Below are 21,834 nucleotides of genomic sequence, written 5' to 3' on the forward strand. Positions count from 1 at the left end.
CGTGGGGGTCAATCGCCGGCGGAAGGCGTCTCGCCCGCCCCGCCGGCGTCCTGCCGCGTCAGCCGGTCGGTGAGGGCGAGCACGGTATAGGCGGCCACGAACAGCACGTTCGCCACCACCAGCCACTGCACCTGCGCGGTGCTGACGCTCACCTCCAGCTTCATCAGCGCCTTCAGCAGCGTGATGCCGGCGATGGCCATGAGGGAGGCGAACAGCTTCATCTTGAGCCCGGAGAAGCTGATGCCGCTCATCCAGGCCGGGGAGCCCGAAAGCGTCTCCCCGTCGATCCGCTCCACGAAGTTCTGGAAGCCGGAATGGATGATGATGACGAGCAGGCCGGCGACGAGCGTCAGGTCGATCAGCGACAGCAGCGCCATGATCAGCTCGACCTCGTTGAGTTCATGAAGCCGAAGGGCGAGCTGCACGATCTCGCCGAAGAAGGCGATCAGCAGCAAACCCAGCGCCAGGACGAGGCCGAGGAAGAACGGCACCATCGCCCAGCGGCACAGCACCACAGCGCGAATGACAAGGGTGCGCATCAAAAGCTCCCGAGCGCCGTGCCCAGCACGATGACCGCCGCCAGCGCGATGAGCGCCCCGACCACGGCGGCCATGACGATGTCGAGATAGCCCTCCTTGTGGGTGACGCCGCACACGGAGAGCAGCGTCACCACCGCCCCGTTATGAGGCAGGCTGTCGAGCGTGCCCGAGCCGATCACCGCCACCCGGTGCATCAGCGCGGGGTCCATGCCGATTTCCTGCGCTATCCGCAGATAGGTCGGCCCCAGCGCGTCGAGCGCGATGGTGAGGCCGCCCGAGGCCGAGCCGGTGAGGGCGGCGAGGATATTGGTCGCCACCGCGAGCGAGACCAGCGGGCCGCCGCCAATGCCCAGCACCCAGTCGCGCACCTCGGCGAAGGCGGGCAGCGCCGCCACGATGGCGCCGAAGCCGACCAGGCTGGCCACCGAGAGAATCGGCAGCACCGAGGCATTGGCCCCCGCCGTGACAGTGGCCCGCAGCACCGGCACGCTGCGGAAATTGATGGCGGCGACGGTGAGGATCGCCGCCGCCAGCGCCACGATGACCGACCACACCCCGCCCACCGCCGAGGCGGAGGTGCCGCCCCATTGCGGCAGGGCGAGGAAGGACGTGTCCATCCGCGGCAGCACCACGAAGGACATCAGCAGGTTGACGGCGATCACCACCAGTATGGGCAGCGCCGCCAGCGCGATGGGCGGGCCGCGATGCGCGGGCTCGCTGCCGTGGATTTCGGCGGGGTCGAATTCACGTGCCGTGGTGGCCCGCTCGCGCACGATCGGGTCGCTCGTCGCCCGCTCCGCCGCCTCCTCGGGTGCGGCGGAGAGGTCGCCGAAGCCCTCCCCGGCCGCCCGCGCCGCGTTCTCCCGCAGCTTCAGCCACCACAGGCCGAAACCGAGCATGATGAGCGAGGCGATAAAGCCGAGGCCGGGCGCCGCGAAGGGCGTCGTGCCAAAGAACGGCATCGGGATGGCGTTCTGGATCGACGGGGTGCCCGGCATCGCCGACATGGTGAAGGTCGAGGTGCCGAGGGCGATGGCCGCCGGCATCAGCCGCCGTGGCACGCCGGCGGAGCGGAACAGCGCCACGCCCATCGGCGCCAGCACGAAGAAGGCGACGAACAGGCTCACCCCGCCATAGGTGACGATCGCCCCCGCCAGCACCACCGCGAGGATGGCCCGCCGGGCCCCGAGCCGCGCGGTCATGGTGTCGGCGATGGTCGCGACCGAGCCGGAATCCTCCATCAGCTTGCCGAACACCGCACCCAGCAGGAACAGCGGAAAGAACTGCGCGACGAAATCCGCCGCGTTGCGCATGAAGGTCTGGGTCCAGCTCGCCAGCAGCGGCTCGCCCGAGAACGCCGCAGCGATGAGCCCGGCCACCGGCGCGAGCACGAGGATGCTGGAGCCGCGGAAGGCGAGGAAGATGAGAACGGCGAGCGCGACCAGTATGCCGAGGAGACCCATGGTCACAGCTCCGCCAGCAGCTTGTCGAAATCGACGGTGGAGGCGCGGCCGAGATCGTGACCATGGTCGGCGAGGAACACCTCGGCGGCCTTCCGGCCCTCATCCCGCAGCATGCTGACGAAGTCCCACTCCGCGTTGAACTTGGAGGAGAAGTCGAGCGTGTTCATGATGGGGTTGCGCACGATATGGACCCGCATGCGCGCCCAGTCGCAGGCTTCGCTGTCGCTACCGAGCGCGGCGGAATGGCGCTGGAGCAGCGCCATCATGTAGAGCTCCTTCACCGCCACCGCGTTGAACGACACCTCGTTCAGCCGGTTGAGGATTTCCGCTGGGGTGCGCGGCGTGCCCGGGCGCTCCAGCGGGTTGATCGGCACCAGGATGGTGTCGTCGGAGGTGAGCTCGTTCACCAGCGGCGCGAGGGTCGGGTTGCCGGAATAGCCGCCGTCCCAATAGGCCTCCCCGTCGATCTCCACCGCCTGGAAGATCGTGGGCAGACAGGCGGAGGCCATCAGCACCGCGGGGGTGATGTCGGCGTTGCGGAACACCCGCGGCCGCCCCGTGCGCACATTGGTCGCGGTGATGAACAGCTTGATCGGCGAGGCGCGCAGGCGGGCGAAGTCGATCTGCTTTTCCAGCACCGGCTCCAGCGCGTTGCCCCCCAGCGGATTGTACTGGTAGGGCGAGAACATGCGGGACATGTAGTCCATGAACATGAAGCCGGGCGCGCCTTCCAGCGACCAGCGCCCGAGCATGCGGTCGATCAGCGAGCGCCGGAACGGGCTGAAGCGCGCGGCGTCGGAGACATGGCGCCAGTAGCTCTCCAGCGCCGCGCGGGCGCCGGCGCGCCCGCCGGCGGCGAAGCCATCCGCCAGCACCGCGGCGTTCATCGCCCCGGCGGAGGTGCCGGAAACCCCCTCGATCTCCAGCCAGCTCTCCTCCAGCAGGCGGTCCAGCACGCCCCATGTGAAGGCCCCGTGGGAGCCCCCGCCCTGCAGGGCGAGGTCCACCAGCACCGAATCCCGTTCCATCCCGCTCCCCCCTGGTCCCGGCAGCCCCGGCACGGCGCTCCCGGCGTATCACATCGCCCGCGGCGGAGAGGCGCGGCGCCCCTCCCGTCCGGCTGGACAGGGCGGGATCAGCCCGCCCCGAGCCCCGCCCCGGCCTGCGCCGCTTCGGGCGCCGCGGCAGCCTCGGGCCCGGTGTCCGCCCCGAACCAGGCGACATAGAGCGCGGGCAGGAAAATCAGTGTCAGCAGCGTGCCGACCAGCAGCCCGCCCATGATGGCGAAGGCCATCGGCCCCCAGAACACCGTGGGCGCGATCGGGATCATGCCCAGCACGGTGGACACCGCGGTCAGCATGATCGGACGGAAGCGGGCGCAGGAGGCGGCGATGACCGCGTCCCGCACGGTGCGGCCGGCGGCGCGGTCGGCCTCGATCTGGCCGATGAGAATGACCGCATTCTTGGTGATCATGCCGATGAGCGCCAGCACACCGAGAATGGCGACGAAGCCGAGCGGCCGCCCCGACGCCAGCAGCGCCGCCACCACCCCGATCAGGCCGAGCGGGGCGACCGACAGCACGATGACGAGCCGCTGGAAGCTCTTCAGCTCGAACATCAGCACGGTGAACATGAGCAGCAGCATCACCGGCACGACGGCGATGACCGAGCCGAGCGAGGCCGCGCTCTCCTCCACCGTGCCGCCGACGACGATGGCATAGCCCGGCGGCAGCGTGGCGCGCAGGGCCGCGATCTTCGGCGCCAGCCCCTCCACCACGCTTTCGGGCAGCACGCCGCGCCGCACGTCGGCCTGCACGGTGAGGGTCGGCACCCGGTCGCGCCGCCAGATGGCGGGATAGTCCTGGGCATACTCGAACACCGCGATCTGCCTCAGCGGCACGGTCCGGCCGTTCGGCAGCGGCACCTGCAGCGACGCGAGCGCGCCGAGCGAGACGCGCTCCTCGTCGGTGGCGCGGGCCAGCACGTTGACGAGGTAGATGTCGTCGCGCACCTGCGTCACCGGCTGGCCGGAGAACACCGTGTTCAGCACGCCAGTGAGCTGGGCGGTGGAAAGGCCCAGCAGCCGGGCCTCGTCCTGGTTCAGCCGGATGCGCACCTGACGGGAAGGCTCGATCCAGTTGTAGTTGATCCGCTCCGCGTCGGGGCTCGAGGCCACCGCGGCGGCGAGGTCGAAGGCGATGGCCCGCACCTTCTCCACATCCGGCCCGGAAACGCGGTACTGCACCGGCCAGCCGACCGGAGGCCCCAGCTCCAGCGGGGCGACACGGGCGACGAGTTGCGGGAACTGCTCGGCCAGCACCTTGTCGAGCCGGGCGTGCAGCCGCTCCCGCGCCGCGACGTCACGGGCCACGATCACCGCCTGGGCAAAGAAATCGTTGGGAAGCTGGACGTTGAGCGGGAGGTAGAAGCGGATGGCGCCGCGCCCGACATAGGTGCTCCAGCGGGCGACGTCGGGGTCGCCGGCCAGAACCTTGTCGAAGGCCTCGGCGACGCTCTCGCTGGCATAGATCGAGGCGTTCTGCGGCGAGGCGAGGTCCACCAGCAGCTCCGGCCGGTCGGACGAGGGGAAGAACTGCCGCGGCACCAGCGGCAGGGCCAGCACCGACAGCACGAACAGGCCGAGCGTCACCGCGATGGTGATCCAGCGCAGCCGCAGGCACCCCTCCAGAAACCCGCGATACAGCCCCATGACCCGCCCGGGCCCGGCGGCGGCCGCTCTCGTCGCTTCCTTGGCCGGCGGCCGGAGGATGAGCACCTGCAGCAGCGGCGCGAACAGCACCGCGACCACCCACGACACCAGCAGCGCGATGGTCACCACCGCGAACAGGGTGAAGGTGTATTCGCCCGCCGAGCTGGCCGCGAAGCCCACCGGCACGAAACCGGCCACCGTCACCAGCGTGCCCGCCAGCATGGCGGCGGCATAGGCGGAGAAGGCGTAGGAAGCCGCGCGGATCGGCGTGTCGCCCGCGGCGAGGCGGGTGAGGGTCGCGTCCGTCGTCGTCATGGCATCGTCGACCATGAGCGCCAGAGCGATGATGAGCGCGCCGAGCGAGATGCGCTGCATGTCGATCTGCGCGATCTGCATGATGGCGAAGACCACCGCGAGGGTCAGCGGAATCGCCAGCGCGACGATGGCGCCGGCCCGCACCCCCAGCGCCACGAACGACACCACCAGGATGATCGCCACCGCCTGCCAGAGGCTTTCCATGAACTCGGCGATGGCGTCGTTCACGGTCACCGCCTGGTCGGCCACCAGCTGCACGTCGATGCCGACCGGCAGCTCGGCGACGAGGCGGTTCATCGCGGCGTCGACATTGCGGCCCATGGCGAGGATGTCGCCACCCTCGCGCATGGCGATGGCGAGGCCGATCGCCTCCCGGCCGTTGACCCGGAACATCGGCTGGGGCGGATCGGCATAGCCGCGGCGGATGGTGGCGATGTCGGCGAGGCGGATGAGCCGTCCGTTCACCACGAAATTCACGTTGGCGATGTCGGTTTCGGAGGTGAAGGCACCCGACACCCGCACCGAGATGTTCTCCGCCCCGGTCTGGATCTCGCCGGAGGGACGCACCACGTTCTGGCTCGCCAGCGCCTGCAGCACCGCGCTGCGGTCAATGCCGAGGCTGGCCAGCTCCGCCATCGAGAACTCGATGAAGATGCGCTCGTCCTGCGCGCCCAGCAGCTCGATCTTCGAGACGTCGGGCACGTGCAGCAGCTCGGAGCGCACCGCTTCCACCCGGTCGAGCAGCTCGCGATGGGTGAAGCCGTCGGCGGTGAAGCCGTAGATGATGCCGAAGGTGTCGCCGAACTCGTCGTTGAAGAACGGCCCGACGATGCCCTGCGGCAGGGTGTGGCGGATGTCGGCGACACCCTTGCGCACCTGATACCAGAGGTCCGGCACCTCGGCGGCGGTGGCCGAGCCCTTCAGATGCACGAAGATGGTGGTGACGCCCGGCCGGGTGTAGCTCTCCAGACGGTCGAGCTTCGGCACCTCCTGCAGCTTGCGCTCCAGCCGCTCGGTCACCTGACGCGTGGTTTCGTCCAGCGTGGCGCCCGGCCAGTTGGCCTGAACGACCATGGTCTTGATGATGAAGGTGGGGTCCTCGGCGCGGCCGAGCCCGCGGAACGCCATCACCCCGGCGACCACCGCCACGAGCATGGCGTAGATGATGACGGAGCGGTGCTTCAGCGCCCAGGCCGAAAGATTGAAGCCGCTCACAGCCCGGCTCCCAGCAGGCGCACCTTCTGCCCGGGGTGCAGCGCCTGCACGCCGGCCGTGACCACGATATCCCCGGGCGCCAGCCCGTCGGCCACCACCACCGCGGACGGGCTGTAGCGCAGCACCTCGATGCTGCGCAGCCCCACCGTCAGGGCCTTGGGCTCCACCACCCACACCGCCGGCCGGTCGTTCAGCCGGGTCAGCGCGCTGGCGGGTATCTCGATCACCGCGCCTTCCGGCACGGTGACGCGGCCGACCACCGTGGTGCCGAGCCGGAAGGCCTCGGGCGGGTCGATCAGCCCGACCCGGACACGGAAGGTCCGCGTCACCGGATCGGCCTGCGGCGCCACCTCGCGCACCCGTCCCTTCGCGGTGACGGCGGGATCGCTCGCCAGCGCCACCTCGACCTCCGGGTCGGCGGGAAGGCCGGAGAGCATCGGCGCCGGCACCTCGAACACGGCGTCGCGGCCATCCTGCCGGGCCGCCTCGATGACCGGCTGGCCGGCCTGCACCACCTCGCCCGGCTCGGCGCGGCGCTGGGTGACGATGCCGGCGGCGTCGGCCTTCAGTTCGGTGAAGTCGAGCCGGTCCTGCGCCATCTGCAGCCGGGCCTCGGCGTCCTCCACCTGCGAGCGGGCATTGAGGAAGGCCTGCTCCGCCTGCTCATACTGCGCCCGCGGCGTGAAGCCTCGCGCCAGAAGCTGGCTCTGCCGCTCATACTGGCTGCGGGTCTGGGTGAGCGCGGCATTGGCGGCGGAAAGCGCCGCCTGGGCGGAGCGCAGCGTGTTCTGCTCGTCCTGCGGGTCGAGCCGGGCGAGCACCTGGCCGGGGGCGATGCGGTCGCCGACATTCACCAGCCGCTCGACGATGCGCCCGCCGATGCGGAAGCCATAGGTGACCTCGTTGCGGGCCTCGACCGTGCCGGTGAGCGTGGCGGTGTCGCCGGCGGTGCGGGTCTCGGCGGTCACGGTCCGCACCGGGCGGGGCGGCGCCGCGGGCGGCTCCGTCGCCTCGCCGCAGCCGGCGAGAGCCAGCGCCAGCGCAAGGGCGCAGAGGCCGGGAAACACCCGTGCGGAGTGGCGGCGACCTTCGTCCATGCCACGAACATCATCCACCACGGCCACCCCCCACGCTGCACTGCGGCACCAGCATTATCGCGATGCGGATCGACTGGCTATACCGCCGCCGCGCAAAGCAAACCGACAACGCCAAGGGTCGCGACCAAAGTAGAACGCCGCGGTGGAAGCCGCCGGCTGTGCGGAAGCCGGCCAAGCAAGCGGCGCAAATTTATGTTCGTGTACTTTCAATATCGGCGCAAAACGGCGGTGCAGGCCGGCTCAACCGCGCAGCGCCTCGGCCGGCGACTGTCGATAGGCCAGCACCGCCGGCACCACCGCCACCACGGCGCCCGCCAGCAGCAGCAGGGCGAGCGGCATCGCATCCTCGGGCATGAAGCCGACCGGCATCGGCACCCCGGTCTGCCGCGCGAGCTGGTTGGAGAGGGCGCGCGCGCCCGCCCAGCCAAGACCCACCCCGACCAGCAGGCCCGCGCCCAGCACAAGCACCACTTCGAGCCAGACGATGGAGAACACCGCGAGCCGCGCGGCACCGAAGGCCCTGAGCGCGCCGATCTGGCGGCGACGCTGCAGAACGTGGACGAGGATGGCGAGCAGGATCGCGGCCCCGACGAGGGCCTGCGCACCGGTCGCGATCGCCGCCAGAACCAGCCGGACATCCCCGAGCGTGCCGTAGAGCCGGGTCAGCACCTCGGCCGGGAAGACCGCGAGCGTGGTCTCGCCCCGGTAGTCCCGGCGCAGCTTGTAGGCATCGGCAACCGTTCGCGGTTTGACGAGGATCGCCGGCAGGCCCGTGGCCTCCGGAGAGAGCAGAGCGGACGGATCGACCGGCGCATCGAGCCCTTCATCCGGCTGGGCCCCGCCAGGACCGGCCGGCCCGGCGGCAGCCTCGGCGTGGTGGATGCGCCACACCGCCTCGATCGGCACCAGCACCGCGCGGTCCCACGGCGTGCCGGTCGGCTTCATCCGGCCGACCACGCCATAGGTCACCCCGCCATGGACGAGGCCGACACCGAAGGCATGGCCATGCATCGGGTGGAACCGGTCGCCGAGGCGCAGCGGCACCGCGGCGCCGATGACCGCCTCATTGAGCCGGCCGAAGCCGCGGCCTTCGGCGAGGCCGCCCAGCCCCTCCAGCAGCGGCGCGCTGGTGCCGACGATCGGCCGCCCGTCGATCTCGTCGCCGAAGCCGATCGGCGCCGCCCAGGCGACGCGGGGGTCCTGCAGCAGCCCGGCCAGCACCCGGCCCGGCATCAGCGGCAGCGGCGCCGCCTGCAGGAACACCGACGAGAGCACGAGCTGAGTTTCGCTGCCCGGCGCGCCGACGACGAGATCGAACGCGTCCGCCGCGCGGGCGCTGCCGAGCCGCATCGCCCGTTCCTGAAGCGTCACCGCCACCCCGAGCGCGGTCGCCAGCGCGACGATGAGGGCGATGGCGGCGACGCCCCAGCGATGGCGGCGCAGATCGGCGAGAATGAAGCCGAGCATGGAGGGCCCTACCCGACGAGGCGGCCGGCATCGAGATGCAGGCGCCGGTTGAGGTTCGCGCGGGCGAACAGGGGATCGTGGCTGGCGATGATCAGGGTCGCCCCGGTCTCGGCCGCCAGTTCGGCCAGGAGCCCGGCGACCGCCGCGCCGGATTCCGCGTCGAGGCTGGCGGTCGGCTCATCCGCGATCAGGATGCCCGGCCGGGCCAGCAGCGCCCGCGCCACCGCCACCCGCTGCATCTGCCCGCGCGAGAGCGTCTCCACCTTCTGCCCGGCGCGGGTGATGCCGACACGCGCCAGCAGCCGCTCGGCCTCCCCGCTCAGGGCGGCGGGAAGGCGAAAGCGGGCCAGCCGCGCCGGCAGCAGCACGTTGTCGAGGGCGGAGAGCCCGGGAAATAGATGGAACTCCTGCATCACCAGACCGACATGGGCGGCACGCCAGCGGTCGCGACCGCCCTCGCCGAGCGCGGCGAGGTCGATCTCGTCCCAGCGCACCCGGCCGGCGGCCACCGGCTCCAGCCCGGTGACGATGTTGAGGAAGGTGGTCTTGCCGGCGCCGGACGCGCCGGTGAGCAGGACATGCTCGCCCGCCGCCAGATCGAGCCGCGGCACCGCCAGTGCCGGCCGGCCGAGGCCGGGATAGGACACAACGAGATCGCGGATGGCGAGCCGGGGCATGCTCAGGCCCGCTCGAAACGGGCGCCGACAAGCCGCAGCAGGCTGACGAAGCCGGTGTGCGGGTCGGTCCAGGAGCCGACCTCGAGCCGCCCCGTCACCTCGATCATGCGGTTGGCCTGTTCGAAGGTCTGGGCCCGATCGAGATAGACCACAACGATATTGTCGGGCCAGTCGGCATCCGAGGAGCAGAACGGGCAGATCGACATCGGAATCTCGGTCAGCACGAAGAAGTCGGCCTCCGCCTTCAGCGGCGGCGCCATGAAGCCGCGCATCGTCACCGGCTGGCCGGCGAGGGCCTTGACCTTGTCGGAGAAGCTGAGGCCGAGAACGCTCACGGCGCCGTAGAGATCGCCAAAGCCGAGAGGCGTCGCCGCCGCGGCGCGGGCGGGACGGGCGAGCGCCAGAAGCGGCAGCGCGCCGAGCAGTCCCAGCACCTGCCGCCGCCCGGCCCGGCGTGCGGAAACCCGGCCGTCGCCGGCCGGGTTCCATGGGTTGACGGGTGTCCGCGGGCCGCTCAATTGGCCGGAGCGATCGCCATCGCGTCGACCAGCACGCGATAGATGTCGCTCTCCTCCATATAGCCGTGGAAGCCGTCGGCGCCGGGACCGGTGGCCTGCAGCACCACGTCGTCGACCGCATGGACCGCGGTGTCGGCCGAGCGCGGCAGGTTGCCCTCGCGCTTCACCGCGCCGGGCACGTCCTTGTAGGCTTCATTGGCGACGTATTCCTTCTTCTCGTTCTGCACCGCCGGCTCGAACGGGCCGTTCATCTTGGGACGGAACGTCTCGTAATAATCCGGGAAGTTGCTGGAGAAGATGGCGAGGCGGCGGGAGACGTCGACATTGTCGGGATAGCCGTCGCCGTTCTTGTCCTCATAGTTGGGGAAGCCGGCATCGGCATAGACGCCGACCTTTTCGCGCATCTCGGTGCCCGGCTTGTTGTCGTCGATGGTGCCGATGACGGAGACGCCATGGGTGTGGTCGCCGGTCACCACGATGAGGGTGTCGGGGTGCTTCGCCGCGAAGGCCAGCCCCGCGCCCACCGCCTGGTCGAACTCGATGGTGTCGTACATCGCCCGCTCCCAGTCCATCGGATGGGACATCTTGTCGATCGAGGCGCCCTCGACCATCAGGAAGAAGCCGTCCGGGTCCTTGGCGAGCTGCTCGAGGGCGACCTCGGTCATCTTCACGAGGCCGGGCTGGTCGGGGAACTTCGACACCGTGCCCTTCTTGAGCTGCAGGCGGTCCAGCGCGACATCCATGTTGCCGGTGTGGAACAGGCCGAGGATGCGCCCGCTATTGGTGCCGCGCGCCGTCTCGAGCTCGGCCGCGGTGGTGGCCAGCGCGTAGCCGGACTCGCGGTAGCGGTCGATCAGGTCGATGTCGTCCTTGCGCTTGGAGCCCGGAACGGACTTCGGCAGGAAATAGGCCGAGCCGCCGCCGAGCACGACCTCCGGCTTCACGTCGAACATCATGAGCGCGATGTCGGCCTTGTCGGAACGCCGGCGGGTGTGGGAGACCACGGCGGCGGGGGTGGCGTCCTCGATCTCGGCGGTGGTGACGATGCCGATCGCCTTGCCGCCGGTGCGGCGCAGCGCCTCGGCGATGGTCTCGACCTTGGGGTCGTCCAGGCTGTCCTTGGTGCGGTCGGCATAGACGCCGAGCGCGTTCACCGCGGTCTTGTGGCCGGTCATGTAGGCCGACATGGTGTTGGCGCTGTCGGTGGCCACCGCATCGGTCGCCGAGGTGCCGACGAAGGCGACAGGCGAGATGCCGTCGATGTTGAGGCGGCCATTGGCCTTGCCCTCGGTCATGCCCTTGGACATCAGCCGGGCCGCGGTGCGATGGGCGACCGACAGGCCGTCGCCGAGGAAGAAGATGACGTTCTTCGCCTTCGGCTGGGCCGGCGTGGCGTACACGTCCCAGGTCACCGTCTTCACGTCGTCGCCGGCGCGGGCTTCGACGGTGTAGTGGCCGGGCTTGGCGAGCGAGGCGGCGCGCAGCATCACGGCGGAGGCATCGACGCCCGGCTCGCGCTCGACGAAGGTGAAGCCCTTGCCGAGCACGACCTCGGCGGGCTCGCCATTGAGGGTCACCTTGACGTCTTCAGCCTTCACCACGCCGGCGAATTCGACCTTCAGGTCGAAGGGCGAGCGCACCAGGATGGTGGCGCGGTCGAGCGGATAGATGGTCGCCGCGTCCGCCTCGGACGCGAAGCCGAAGCCGAGGGCGGTGGAAAGGGCGAGAACCGCCAGAGTGGCGCGCATGGCCGGTGTCCTCCTCAAGTGGATGACCCTGCCTAGTTTCCGCAGGTGTCACCGCGATGACGGCACGTCATGCGCACGGCCGACTGCGCCGTTGCGGCAGGCGCCGACCCTGGCTTGTAAGGCCCCACCGCAGCGGCTAAGCGATCGGCAGAGGGCCGCGCCGGCCCCACAGCGGAACGCCGATGGACAACAACACCCGCTCCGAGCGAACGCGCGCCGCCGTGATCCAGGCCGCGCTCGCCATCATTGCCAGGGACGGCGCCGGACACCTCACGCTGGATGCGATCGCTCGGGAGAGCGGTATCAGCAAAGGCGGCCTCATGCACCAGTTCCGCACCAAGAAGGCGGTGCTGGCGGCACTGATGGAGCACCAGGCCGCGTTCTTCGAGAACTACGCCCGCGACCACATCGCGGCCCACGGCCACCAGCACGCCCAGCCCCGGCTCGCCGCCGAAATTGCGACGCTGCACGCCGCGGTCGCCGATCCGCGTTCGCTGGCCCTCGCCCTTCTCGGCGCCGTCGCGCAGGAGCCGGAGCTGCTGGGCACCACACGAATGGCCGACCGCGAGGCGCTGGAGGTGATCCGCGCCGAAGCCGCCGACCCCGATCTCGCGACCCTGCGCTGGCTGGCGGCGCGCGGCCTGACGCTGTCGTCGCTGTTCGGCCTCTCGCCGCTGACCGACGCCGAGCGCGACCATCTGTTCACGCTGCTCGCCGACGAGGCCCGCTGGACCGGCCAGCCCGGCAGCGACCAGGCCGGCGGCAAGCAAGGCTGAAGCAGCCTTTCGGAACCCTCCACGGAGCGACGGCGAAACATCCCCACGGGGGCGAGAGGGCGCGGTTGTGTGGCTTATAAAAAAAACCGACTGAACGGTTTGTATTTTGAAAGCAACCGCGCTATACCCACCTCGCACCGGGCTGCCGGGGCCGCGCAGACCGCGAACTCCCGGAGGCCGAAACGCCCGATGCCCTCCCCCGTCAGACGCCTGCTGATCCTTTGGCTCGGCCTGCCGCTGGCCGCCTGCGCCAGCCCGGAACCCCTCGCCTATGCCGGACTCGCCTCGTCGTCCTATCTGTCGCCGAACATCAACGACAGCACCGGGCGAATGCCGTTCCGCTACAGCAGCGCGGTCGACTGGACGCACTACCGGAACGTCATCGTCGATCCGGTGGCGATCTACAGCGGCGCCGACGCCCAGTTCGGCGATCTCGACGCCGCCGACCGGCAAGCCCTGGCAAGCGACATGCAGACGGCCTTCACCCGCAGCCTCGCCACCCGCTTCACGGTGACGAACCGGCCCGGGCCGGACACGCTGCGGGTGCGGATCACCCTCACCGGCGCCGCCCGCACCGCACCCGTTCTCGGCACGCTGTCGCGGTTCGATGTGGCCGGCGGGGTCGTCAACGGCGTGCAGAGCCTGCGCGACCGTGAAGGCACGCTGACCGGCTCGGTGAGCTACGCGGTGGAGATTTTCGACTCGAGCGACAAGCGGCTGCTCGGCGCCTACGTCGCCAAGCAGTATCCCAAACCGTATGACCTGCCCTCGGGCGTCGGCCCGCTCACCGCGGCGCGCACCGGCATCGCGAAAGGCGCCGCCGAGCTGCTGGCCCAGTTCGACTGAGCCACCCGGCCGCCCGGCCGCCCGATGCCGGGCCGGCCGTCCCTGCCCCTGGCGCGCCCGGCACCGGCCGTACGCGCTCCTGTCTTCCTCGCCCCTTCCGCCCCCGGGGCGAGGGAGGGCCGAGCCGCGGATGGCGCGCCGACGCCCCGGCGCGTCGTCCGCGGCTCACCCTCGCACGCCAACGAACCGGAAACGCCCCGCTCCGCTCAGCGGTCCTCGGGGCGCGAATCCTGCTGCTCCAGCAGCTTGCGCTCGACCGACTTCAGGTGCGTGCGCATGGCGGCGGCGGCCCCGGCCATGTCGCGAAGCTCGATGGCCTCGACGATGGCGTCGTGCTCGGCGAAGCTGTGATGGGTCGGCGCCGGCCGCACCGGGGCGGTGCGCAGCCGCCCCCAGGTGACGGCGCGGCGCACCGCGTTCAGCGTGTCGAACAGGCCGAGCAGCAGGCTGTTCTGGGTGGCCTCGGCAATGGTGCGGTGCAGCCGCGTGTCCCAGCCCTCATAGTGCCGCCAGGTCTCCGCCTGCCGCGAGCGGGCAAGGCACAGCCGCATCTCGGCGATGGCCGCCGGCGTGGCGCTGAAGGCGGCGGCGCGGGCGATCTCCGGCTCCATCACCAGCCGGGCGCGCATCACCTCCGCCGGGTTGCTGCGGCGGGCGAGAGCCGAGATGTCGGCGAAGGTGTCGAGCGGCCGGCTGCCCAGGAAGGTGCCCTTGCCGACATGGCGCCAGAGCTGCCCCTCCTCCTCCAGAACGTCCAGCGCCTTGCGCAGCTCGGTGCGGGAGACGCCGAGGGCGGAGGACAGCTCGCGCTCCGGCGGCAGCCGGCCATCCTCCGGCAGGTCGCTCTGCGCGAGATAGGCGCGGAGCTGGGTGACGATCCCCTTTTCGGGGTGGGAATCCTTGGGCGGCGTCAGCATGGCGCGGTGCGGGATATTGGGCTCAACCAAATGCGGCATTGGTTCACTCTATGTCGCGGCCAAAGCACGAGGTCAAGCGGCTGTGAACTTGACCTTACGTAGCAGCCAATATAAACCAAATCATAATTGGTCGCTCACCTCGCGGGGGCAGACCGACAGTGGAACCAACCACTCGGCACAATGGGAGTCTGGAAATGCTCACGAATCGGACCTGGAGCCCGGCCAAGACCCGTCCGGCGGATCGCCGCTCCGCCTCGCGGCGGCGGGCGGCGCTGGCGGGTGTGTTCGGCCTCGCCGCCGCCCTTGCCTTCGTCCCGCAGGCAGAGGCCAAGGTGCGGGTCGCCTATGGCGACATCGCCAGCGTGGAGAACCTCCATCTGCTCGCCGCCTTCGAGCTGGCGAAGCAGAAGGGCGTCGAAATCGAGATGACCTATCTGAAGTCCGAGGACATCGCCGCGCAGGCGGTGGTCAGCGGGCAGGCGGATGTCGGCGTGGGCGGGCCCTACGCGCTGATCCAGAAGGTGAAGGTGCCGGTGCGCATCTTCCTGCAGCTCTCCACCCTGCACTTCTACCCCGCGGTGAACGCCGCCTCCTACAAGACGTGGAAGGACCTCGACGGGCAGGAGGTCGCGGTGCATTCGCGCGGCTCCGGCACCGAGGCGATCATGAAGCTGATGGAGCAGCGGCAGGGTATCACCTTCTCCAAGATCAGCTACATCCCCGGCTCGGAGGTCCGCACCGGCGCGCTGCTGCAGGGCACTGTGAAGGCCACCATCGTCGACGCCGCCGGCCGCCGCCTGCTGGAGGAAAAAGCCCCCGGCAAGTTCATCATCCTGCCCATGGACGGGGTGAACGCCACCGACGAGGCGCTGTTCGCCCGGCAGGAGTTCCTCGACAAGAACCAGAAGGACGTCGACATCATCGTCGAATCCATCCTCACCACCTGGCGCGAGGTGACCGAGAATCCGGCCGTCGTCGCGGAGTGGCGCACGAAGTACAAGCTGCTGCCGGACCTGCCGGCCGATCAGGTCGCGGAGATCACCCCCTATTTCACCGAGCTGGCGGACGCCAAGGCCTTCCCGCTGAACGGCGGCGGCACGCAGGCGGCGAAGGACGACTTCGCGTTCTACACCCTGTCGGGCCAGCTCCAGGGCGAACCGGCGAGCCTGAAGGTGGAGGATTTCTGGGCGCTCGAGCCGCTGAACCGCTCCCTCGGCAAGCTCGGCACCAATTGAGGCCGGGCGGATGGCGCTTCCCGCCCATGCGAACGGCTCCTCGCGGGCCGTTCACCCTCCCGAGGCTCCCACCGTCTGGGGGAAGCTGATGGAGCATCGCCCGGCCCTCTGGCGCGCCGCGTCGGTCGGCCTGTTCTTCCTCGCCTGGGAAATCGCGGGCCGCGTCCCGATCAGCTACGCCTTTCCCACCTTCCTCGAAACGCTGCGCGCCTTCGTCGCGATGCTGCTGGACGGCTCCCTGCTCGCCGCCTATGGCCAGACGCTGCAGCCACTCGTCATCGGCATCGCCGTCTCTGCCCTGCTCGGGGTGGGGCTCGGCATCGTGATGGGGCTGTCGCGCTTCGCGGAATGGCTGGTGGCGCCGGTCTTCATCGTGCTGCAGGCCGCGCCGATGGCCGCGCTGATCCCGCTCATCACCTTCGTCTACGGCATCGGCCTGCTGGCCAAGACGCTGGCGGTCATCATGCTGGCGCTGCCGGTCATCGCGCTGAACGGCTACAAGGCGGTGCGCAACGCCAATCCCTCGCTGGTGGCGATGTGCCGGTCGTTCCAGGGCACCCGCTGGCAGACCGTCACCCGCGTCATCATCCCCGACGCCAGCCCGGTGATCTTCGCCGGCCTGCGGCTCGGCCTCGCCGCCGGCTTCATCGGCGTCATCCTGGCCGAACTGCTGATCACGCCGACCGGGATCGGCGACCTCATCACCTACCACCGCTCCGTTGCCGACTACCCGGAGATGTACGCCGCGGTGGTCTCCATCATCCTCGTGTCCACGCTGACGCTGGCCGCGCTCGAAGCCTTCGAGCTGCGCGTGCTGCGCCCCGAGAAGAGGACATCCTGACATGCGGAACATCACCGCCGAGGCGGCCGAGGCCACCGCCACGCCCGCCGGCTCCGACGTCGCCGTGGAAGTCCGCGGCATCGGCAAGAGATCCGCGGCATCGGCAAGAGATATGCCGAGGTGGAGGCCCTGCGCGGCATCGACCTCGACTTCCCCACCGGCCGGCTCACCACCCTGCTCGGCCCTTCCGGCTGCGGCAAGACCACGCTGCTGAAGATCATCGCCGGTCTCATTCCCGCCAGCGCCGGCGAGGTGCGGGTGAACGGCAGGGTCGTCACCGGGCCGGGGCCGGAGCGCGCCTTCGTGTTCCAGGATTTCGCTCTGATGCCCTGGGCCACCGTCCTGCGCAACGTCGCCTTCGGGCTGGAACTGAAGGGCATGGGCAAGGACGAGCGGCAGTCCATCGCCCGGCGCTACATCGCCGAGGTCGGGCTCTCCGGCTTCGAGAACAAATACCCGCACGAACTCTCCGGCGGCATGCGCCAGCGCGTCGGCCTCGCCCGCGCCTTCGCGGTGAATGCCGACGTGCTGCTGCTGGACGAGCCGTTCTCCGCCGTGGACGAACAGAACCGCCGCAAGTTCCAGGAGGACCTGCTGCGCCTCGTGGCGCTGGAGAAGAAGACCTTCATCTTCGTCACCCACTCCATCGAGGAGGCGGTGTACTGCTCAGACCGCATCGTCATCCTGTCGCGCCGGCCGGGCCGGGTCGCGGAGATCATCGAGCCGCAGATCGACCGTTCCGCGCCGCCGGACGCCATCCGCCGCGACCAGGGATATCTCGATACCGTCGAGGAGATCTGGCAGGGTCTCAAGCGCTATGTGGATTGAGGGAGGCGGACCATGACGATCCTCGGCTTCCGCGTCCCGATGATGGCCTCGCTGCTGGTGTGGTGCGTGGTGTGGGAGGCGGTCGGGCAGTCCGGCGCGCTGTTCCTCATTCCCCCGCTCTCCGACGTGCTGACGGCGATGGTGGCGCTGGTGCAGACCGGCACCTGGCAGGCGGCGGCGCTCACCACGCTGCACAGCTTCGTCCTCGGCATGTTCTTCGCCATCACGGCGGGCACGCTGCTCGGCGTGCTGATGGGCCGCTTCCCGGCGGTCGACAACCTGCTCGGCATCTGGGTCAACATCTTCGTCTCGGCCCCGCTCTCGGCGCTGGTGCCGGTGCTGATGATCCTGTTCGGCATGGGCGAGACCACGGTGGTGGTCACGGTGTTCCTGTTCGCGGTGTGGATCATCGTGCTGGACGCCCGCGCCGGCATCCAGGGGGTGCCGCCCTCCCTCGTCGAGATGGGCCGCAGCTACGGGGCCTCCGCCTTCACGCTCTATGCCCGCATCATCCTGCCGGCGGCGCTGCCGGAGATCCTCGCCGGCATCCGCCTCGGCCTGGTGCGCGGCGTGAAGGGCGTCGTCATCGGCCAGCTGCTGGTCTCGATCATCGGCTATGGCGAGCTGTTCGAACTCTATTCCCGGAATTTCGACATGACGAATTTCTGGGCCCTCACCCTCATCCTCTTCGCGGCCGCGATGTTGCTTTCGGCTCTCGTCGAGGCCCTCGAGAAACGCGTCGACTATTACGCAGGAGTACGCTGATGAACGCGCCTTTGGACACCACGGTCTACGCCATCACCCCGCCGGGCATCCCGACGCTGCCGGTGGAGGGCTCGGACGCCCTGTTCCCGATCCACCGCATTTACTGCGTCGGGCGGAACTATGCCGAGCACGCCATCGAGATGGGGCACGACCCGAACAAGGAGCCGCCCTTCTTCTTCCAGAAGAACCCCGACAACGTCATCACCGACGGCACCTTCCCCTATCCCGACAAGTCCAGCGACGTGCATTACGAGCTTGAGATGCTGGTCGCCATCGGCAAGGGCGGCGTCAACATCCCGGTCGAGAGCGCGCTCGACCATGTGTGGGGCTATGGCGTGGGGCTCGACATGACCCGCCGCGACCTCCAGGGCGAGGCCAAGAAGCTCGGCCGGCCGTGGGAAGTCGGCAAGGCGTTCGAGGCCTCCGCGCCCTGCTCGGCGCTGGTGCCGGCGAGCCGCATCGGCCACCCCGACGCCGGCCGGGTGTGGCTGAACGTCAATGGCGAGCCGCGCCAGAAGGGCGACCTCAACCAGATGATCTGGAAGGTGCCGGAGATGATCTCCTACCTCTCCGGCCTGTTCGAGCTGAAGCCGGGCGACGTCATCATGTCCGGCACCCCGGCCGGGGTCGGCGCCATCGTGCGCGGCGACCGGCTGGAAGGCGGGGTCGACGGCGTCGCCACCCTCGAGGTGCGGGTGGTCTGATCCCGCTCCGGCGAAACCGGGACCTGCTGCGGAACCCGCTGACGAACGCCCGGCGCGGCCCTGCCGCCGCCGGGCGTTCCCGTTCTGGCGGCGGCGTGCGGGGCCGGCCTCAGATCAGCCGCAGCCCCCGCAGGCTGGCATGGCCGTCCTTGCCGACGATGATGTGGTCGTGCACCTCGATGCCGAGCGGCTTTGCCACTTCGGCGATGGTCTTGGTCATCTGGATGTCGGCGCTGGACGGGGTGGGGTCGCCGCTCGGGTGGTTGTGGACGAGGATCACCGCGCTCGCCGCCAGCTCCAGCGCCCGCTTCACCACCTCGCGGGGATAGACCGGGGTGTGGTCCACCGTGCCGCGCTGCTGCACCTCGTCGGCGATGAGCTGGTTGCGCTTGTCCAGGAACAGGATGCGGAACTGCTCGTGGTCGGCGAAGGCCATGGCGGCGCGGCAATATTCCAGCACCGCGCTCCAGGAGGAGAGCACCGTGCGGCCCTTGACCTTGCCGCGCGTGACGCGCTCCACCGAGGCGGCGATGAGCTTCAGCTCGGTGACGATCGCCTCTCCCACGCCCTTGATCTCGCGCAGCCGGGCCGGCGGCGCGCTCACCACCTCGGCGAAGGAGCCGAACTTCTGGACGAGCTGCTTGGCGAGCGGCTTCACGTCGGCACGGGGTACCGCGCGGAACAGCACCAGCTCCAGCAGCTCGTAATCCGGCAGCGCATCGGCACCGGCGTTTCGAAAGCGCTCGCGCAGCCTTTCCCGATGGCCGACGAAATGAGGCGTGGACTCTTCGAGGCCGGCATGCGCGCCTCCGCCGCAGCAATCCGGCGCCAGGACCTGCGGCAGGGGCCCGGCCCCCGGGGCCGCGGGGGCGGCGAAACCGGCCGGCGACCCCTCCGGCAGGGCAGCCTCCGCCGGAACCGGGTCGCCCGGAACCGGGTGGCTCGGCACCGGGTCCCCAGGCTGCCGGCTCATAGAGGGGTGCCGAAAACCGGCTTGTGGTAGCCCTTGGGCGACAGCGTGAAGATCTCCACGCCCGTCTCCGTCACGCCCACGGCGTGCTCGAACTGGGCGGACAGCGAGCGGTCCCGCGTCACCGCGGTCCAGCCGTCGGACAGCACCTTCACATGCGGGCGGCCGAGATTGATCATCGGCTCCACGGTGAAGATCATGCCCGGCAGCAGCTCCGGCCCCTCGCCGCGGCGGCCGACATGGACCACGTTCGGCTCGTCGTGGAAGAGCTGGCCGACGCCATGGCCGCAGAAATCGCGCACCACGCTCATGTGGAAGGGTTCGACGAATTCCTGGATGGCGGCGCCGATATCGCCGACATGGGCGCCGGGGCGGATGGCGCGGATGCCCCGCATCATCGATTCATAGGTGACGTCGATCAGCCGCTCCGCCCGGCGGGGGATCGGGCCGATGGCGAACATGCGGCTCGAATCGCCGTGCCAGCCGTCATAGATCAGCGTGACGTCGACATTGACGATGTCGCCCTCGCGCAGCGGCTTGTCGTTGGGGATGCCGTGGCAGACGACATGGTTGATCGAGGTGCAGGTGGACTTGCGGTAGCCCCGATACATCAGCGTCGCCGGCAGCGCGCCATTGTCCATGGCGAAGTCGAACACGACCTGGTCGATCGCGTCGGTGGTGACGCCGATATCCACCATCTCGTGCACGAGATCGAGCGCTTCGGCCGCCAGCCGGCCGGCCCGGCGCATGCCCTCGAAGGCCTCGGCGCCATGGAGCTTGATATGGCCGGTCTTCCGCAGCGGCGCGCTGGCCGCTTCCACATAGGTCATGTTCGGCACATCCCAGAATTTCTCAGCGGAATGTAAGCCATCCGCGCCGGGGCGCAACCATGGCGGCAACGGCCCGCACGGGCGGGCCCGCGCCGCGTGCGGATACGCCTATCCCAGTGCCTTGACCATGTGCACCAGCCGCCGGTCCGGCATCTGCTCCACCCGCTCGATCGAAAAGCCCTTGCGGCGATACCAGTTGATGTTCGCCGAAAGCGGCTCGCCGGTGTAGAGCCGCGCCAGCGGCCGGCCGAGCTGGCGGCCGCGCAGCTGGCCGGCTTCCAGCAGCAGGTTGCCGGTGCCCGTGCCCTGCGCCAGCGGCGAGGCGGCGAGGCTGTCGATGAGGAGGTCGTCGGCCCGCGCCTCCAGGATGAGCACCCCGGCGAGCCCATAGGGCGCGTCGACCACCCACACCTCGCGCTGGCGGAAAACCGCGGCATAGTCCCACAGCAGCGGCACCGGCTCGACGCCGAGCAGCGGGCGGTTCTTGGCATAGGCCGCCTTCTGCAGCGCCACCACCGCCGGCAGGTCCTCCAGGCTGGCGCGCCGCAGCACCCGGCCCTCCACCTCCAGCCGCTCCGCGTTCAGCGTGCCGAGCCCGACCTTCTGGGTGCCGGCGGCGTCGAAATTTTCCGGCGCCAGCCAGGTCTCGAACGCCACCGCGCGCTGCGGCCACTCCTCCTCGGTCATGCCGAACCACGCGGTGTCGCGGTTGCGGCCCTTGATGATCATGTGGTTGCGGAACACGCCCTCGAACCGGAAGCCGTAACGCTCCGCCGCCCGGCGCGAGGGCGCGTTCAGCGCATTGCACTTCCATTCGTAACGCCGGTAGCCCAGCGTCTCGAAGGCGTAGCGCGCCATCAGGTACATCGCCTCGGTGCCGCCGGGGCGCCGCTGCAGGGCGGGGGTGAAGAGGATGTTGCCGACCTCGATCACCCGGTGCGCCGGCTCGATCCTGAGATAGGTGGCGTGGCCCACCGCCCGGCCGGTCGCCTTGTCGAGAATGGCGTAGAGCAACGGGTCCTCCTTCTCCGCCGCGACGGCGTAGTAGGAGGTGAAGGATTTGAGGCTCTCGAACGGCGGCACGCCGAGATAGGCCCATTGCCACTCGCGGTCGTCGCCATGGGACAGGGTGTAGAGGTCGGAGGCATGGCGCACCACGTCGAACGGCACGATGTCGACGAAGCGCCCGGACAGCACCTCCCGCCGCGGGCGCGGCGCCGGATCGGTGTGGACCGGCTGCCCGAAAACCGGGCCTGCCCCGCCCTCCGGCGCGCGCGCTTCCGATACCCTGTCCTGCTCGCCGCCGCCCGCCATGCCAGTCTCCGTGCCGCCGCTCTTGAAGGCGCCGTCCTGTGTGTGACAGGAATAGCAAA

General features: G+C 69.9%; 19 protein-coding genes and 1 pseudogene. 7 read left to right on the forward strand and 13 right to left on the reverse strand.

Translation table 11 applies throughout. The features are described from left to right. Positions 1–8: 8 nt before the first annotated feature. The 9 genes from KHC27_RS14190 to KHC27_RS14230 all read right to left on the reverse strand — a co-directional run bounded on the left by KHC27_RS14190 (position 9) and on the right by KHC27_RS14230 (position 11,749). Positions 9–539: a YqhA family protein gene (locus KHC27_RS14190; protein WP_213340032.1), complete on the reverse strand. Its 531-nt coding sequence runs from the start codon at positions 537–539 to the stop codon at positions 9–11. After that, positions 539–2,002 (reverse strand): GntP family permease, encoded by a 1,464-nt coding sequence (locus tag KHC27_RS14195; protein ID WP_213340033.1) that lies wholly within the window; start codon positions 2,000–2,002, stop codon positions 539–541. The genes KHC27_RS14190 and KHC27_RS14195 overlap by 1 nt, the downstream gene beginning before the upstream one ends. 2 nt (positions 2,003–2,004) lie before the next feature. Then, on the reverse strand, positions 2,005–3,030 hold the full coding sequence (locus KHC27_RS14200; RefSeq protein ID WP_213340034.1) for a patatin-like phospholipase family protein: 1,026 nt from the start codon (positions 3,028–3,030) through the stop codon (positions 2,005–2,007). 107 nt (positions 3,031–3,137) lie between these two features. Then, positions 3,138–6,242, reverse strand: coding sequence for an efflux RND transporter permease subunit (locus KHC27_RS14205; RefSeq protein WP_213340035.1), 3,105 nt, complete (start codon positions 6,240–6,242; stop codon positions 3,138–3,140). Further along, a complete protein-coding gene (locus KHC27_RS14210; RefSeq protein WP_213340036.1) occupies positions 6,239–7,339 on the reverse strand; it encodes an efflux RND transporter periplasmic adaptor subunit in 1,101 nt (366 codons plus the stop codon). The genes KHC27_RS14205 and KHC27_RS14210 overlap by 4 nt, the downstream gene beginning before the upstream one ends. A gap of 240 nt (positions 7,340–7,579) precedes the next feature. Beyond that, positions 7,580–8,806 carry an FtsX-like permease family protein gene (locus tag KHC27_RS14215; RefSeq protein ID WP_213340037.1) on the reverse strand — a complete coding sequence of 409 codons (1,227 nt, stop codon included), beginning with the start codon at positions 8,804–8,806 and terminating at the stop codon, positions 7,580–7,582. An 8-nt stretch (positions 8,807–8,814) separates the two neighbouring features. Beyond that, positions 8,815–9,483 (reverse strand): ABC transporter ATP-binding protein, encoded by a 669-nt coding sequence (locus KHC27_RS14220; RefSeq protein WP_213340038.1) that lies wholly within the window; start codon positions 9,481–9,483, stop codon positions 8,815–8,817. A 2-nt stretch (positions 9,484–9,485) separates the two neighbouring features. Further along, positions 9,486–9,917, reverse strand: a complete 432-nt coding sequence (locus KHC27_RS14225) for a hypothetical protein (RefSeq protein WP_425514881.1) — start codon at positions 9,915–9,917, stop codon at positions 9,486–9,488. 80 nt (positions 9,918–9,997) lie between these two features. Further along, a complete protein-coding gene (locus tag KHC27_RS14230) occupies positions 9,998–11,749 on the reverse strand; it encodes an alkaline phosphatase (RefSeq protein WP_213340039.1) in 1,752 nt (583 codons plus the stop codon). 182 nt (positions 11,750–11,931) lie between these two features. On the opposite strand from KHC27_RS14230, the gene KHC27_RS14235 reads away from it, so the two are divergent. Continuing rightward, positions 11,932–12,525 (forward strand): TetR/AcrR family transcriptional regulator, encoded by a 594-nt coding sequence (locus KHC27_RS14235; protein ID WP_213340040.1) that lies wholly within the window; start codon positions 11,932–11,934, stop codon positions 12,523–12,525. A gap of 189 nt (positions 12,526–12,714) precedes the next feature. Next, the gene (locus KHC27_RS14240; RefSeq protein WP_213340041.1) at positions 12,715–13,371 is read left to right on the forward strand and encodes a DUF3313 domain-containing protein; all 657 of its coding nucleotides are present in this window, start codon (positions 12,715–12,717) and stop codon (positions 13,369–13,371) included. 206 nt (positions 13,372–13,577) lie between these two features. Here the strand turns inward: KHC27_RS14240 and KHC27_RS14245 are convergent, their stop codons facing one another. After that, on the reverse strand, positions 13,578–14,288 hold the full coding sequence (locus KHC27_RS14245) for a FadR/GntR family transcriptional regulator (protein ID WP_213340161.1): 711 nt from the start codon (positions 14,286–14,288) through the stop codon (positions 13,578–13,580). A 194-nt stretch (positions 14,289–14,482) separates the two neighbouring features. Between KHC27_RS14245 and KHC27_RS14250 the strand changes: the two genes are divergently transcribed. The 5 genes and pseudogenes from KHC27_RS14250 to KHC27_RS14270 all read left to right on the forward strand — a co-directional run bounded on the left by KHC27_RS14250 (position 14,483) and on the right by KHC27_RS14270 (position 18,661). Next, positions 14,483–15,523, forward strand: a complete 1,041-nt coding sequence (locus KHC27_RS14250; RefSeq protein WP_213340042.1) for an ABC transporter substrate-binding protein — start codon at positions 14,483–14,485, stop codon at positions 15,521–15,523. A 10-nt stretch (positions 15,524–15,533) separates the two neighbouring features. Further along, positions 15,534–16,364: an ABC transporter permease gene (locus KHC27_RS14255; RefSeq protein WP_213340043.1), complete on the forward strand. Its 831-nt coding sequence runs from the start codon at positions 15,534–15,536 to the stop codon at positions 16,362–16,364. 1 nt (position 16,365) lies between these two features. Further along, positions 16,366–17,192, forward strand: a pseudogene (locus KHC27_RS14260) (ABC transporter ATP-binding protein). Between the two features lie 12 nt (positions 17,193–17,204). Continuing rightward, complete coding sequence (locus KHC27_RS14265) at positions 17,205–17,957, forward strand: ABC transporter permease (protein ID WP_213340044.1); 753 nt, start codon at positions 17,205–17,207, stop codon at positions 17,955–17,957. Further along, positions 17,957–18,661, forward strand: a complete 705-nt coding sequence (locus tag KHC27_RS14270; protein WP_213340045.1) for a fumarylacetoacetate hydrolase family protein — start codon at positions 17,957–17,959, stop codon at positions 18,659–18,661. Before KHC27_RS14265 ends, KHC27_RS14270 begins: the two co-directional genes overlap by 1 nt. A gap of 109 nt (positions 18,662–18,770) precedes the next feature. On the opposite strand, the gene radC is transcribed toward KHC27_RS14270, so the two are convergent. The 3 genes from radC to KHC27_RS14285 form a co-directional block, all read right to left on the reverse strand. Then, complete coding sequence (radC, locus tag KHC27_RS14275; RefSeq protein WP_213340046.1) at positions 18,771–19,634, reverse strand: RadC family protein; 864 nt, start codon at positions 19,632–19,634, stop codon at positions 18,771–18,773. Then, positions 19,631–20,461, reverse strand: coding sequence for a type I methionyl aminopeptidase (gene map / locus KHC27_RS14280; RefSeq protein ID WP_213340047.1), 831 nt, complete (start codon positions 20,459–20,461; stop codon positions 19,631–19,633). Before map ends, radC begins: the two co-directional genes overlap by 4 nt. A 108-nt stretch (positions 20,462–20,569) precedes the next feature. Then, on the reverse strand, positions 20,570–21,775 hold the full coding sequence (locus tag KHC27_RS14285) for a GNAT family N-acetyltransferase (protein ID WP_213340048.1): 1,206 nt from the start codon (positions 21,773–21,775) through the stop codon (positions 20,570–20,572). Positions 21,776–21,834: the final 59 nt, after the last annotated feature.

Source organism: Ancylobacter lacus (assembly GCF_018390635.1).
In the GTDB taxonomy this organism is placed as follows: domain Bacteria; phylum Pseudomonadota; class Alphaproteobacteria; order Rhizobiales; family Xanthobacteraceae; genus Ancylobacter; species Ancylobacter lacus.

Excerpts from the sequence above, each read along its gene's own strand:
- KHC27_RS14220 (WP_213340038.1), bottom strand. The coding sequence starts at position 9,483 with ATGCCCCGGCTCGCCATCCGCGATCTCGTTGTGTCCTATCCCGGCCTC.
- KHC27_RS14285 (WP_213340048.1), bottom strand. The coding sequence starts at position 21,775 with ATGGCGGGCGGCGGCGAGCAGGACAGGGTATCGGAAGCGCGCGCGCCG.
- KHC27_RS14270 (WP_213340045.1), top strand. The coding sequence starts at position 17,957 with ATGAACGCGCCTTTGGACACCACGGTCTACGCCATCACCCCGCCGGGC.
- KHC27_RS14240 (WP_213340041.1), top strand. The coding sequence starts at position 12,715 with ATGCCCTCCCCCGTCAGACGCCTGCTGATCCTTTGGCTCGGCCTGCCG.
- KHC27_RS14245 (WP_213340161.1), bottom strand. The coding sequence starts at position 14,288 with ATGCTGACGCCGCCCAAGGATTCCCACCCCGAAAAGGGGATCGTCACC.
- KHC27_RS14195 (WP_213340033.1), bottom strand. The coding sequence starts at position 2,002 with ATGGGTCTCCTCGGCATACTGGTCGCGCTCGCCGTTCTCATCTTCCTC.
- KHC27_RS14190 (WP_213340032.1), bottom strand. The coding sequence starts at position 539 with ATGCGCACCCTTGTCATTCGCGCTGTGGTGCTGTGCCGCTGGGCGATG.
- KHC27_RS14235 (WP_213340040.1), top strand. The coding sequence starts at position 11,932 with ATGGACAACAACACCCGCTCCGAGCGAACGCGCGCCGCCGTGATCCAG.
- KHC27_RS14200 (WP_213340034.1), bottom strand. The coding sequence starts at position 3,030 with ATGGAACGGGATTCGGTGCTGGTGGACCTCGCCCTGCAGGGCGGGGGC.
- radC (WP_213340046.1), bottom strand. The coding sequence starts at position 19,634 with ATGAGCCGGCAGCCTGGGGACCCGGTGCCGAGCCACCCGGTTCCGGGC.
- KHC27_RS14230 (WP_213340039.1), bottom strand. The coding sequence starts at position 11,749 with ATGCGCGCCACTCTGGCGGTTCTCGCCCTTTCCACCGCCCTCGGCTTC.
- KHC27_RS14265 (WP_213340044.1), top strand. The coding sequence starts at position 17,205 with ATGACGATCCTCGGCTTCCGCGTCCCGATGATGGCCTCGCTGCTGGTG.
- KHC27_RS14215 (WP_213340037.1), bottom strand. The coding sequence starts at position 8,806 with ATGCTCGGCTTCATTCTCGCCGATCTGCGCCGCCATCGCTGGGGCGTC.
- KHC27_RS14250 (WP_213340042.1), top strand. The coding sequence starts at position 14,483 with ATGCTCACGAATCGGACCTGGAGCCCGGCCAAGACCCGTCCGGCGGAT.
- KHC27_RS14255 (WP_213340043.1), top strand. The coding sequence starts at position 15,534 with ATGGCGCTTCCCGCCCATGCGAACGGCTCCTCGCGGGCCGTTCACCCT.
- map (WP_213340047.1), bottom strand. The coding sequence starts at position 20,461 with ATGACCTATGTGGAAGCGGCCAGCGCGCCGCTGCGGAAGACCGGCCAT.
- KHC27_RS14210 (WP_213340036.1), bottom strand. The coding sequence starts at position 7,339 with ATGGACGAAGGTCGCCGCCACTCCGCACGGGTGTTTCCCGGCCTCTGC.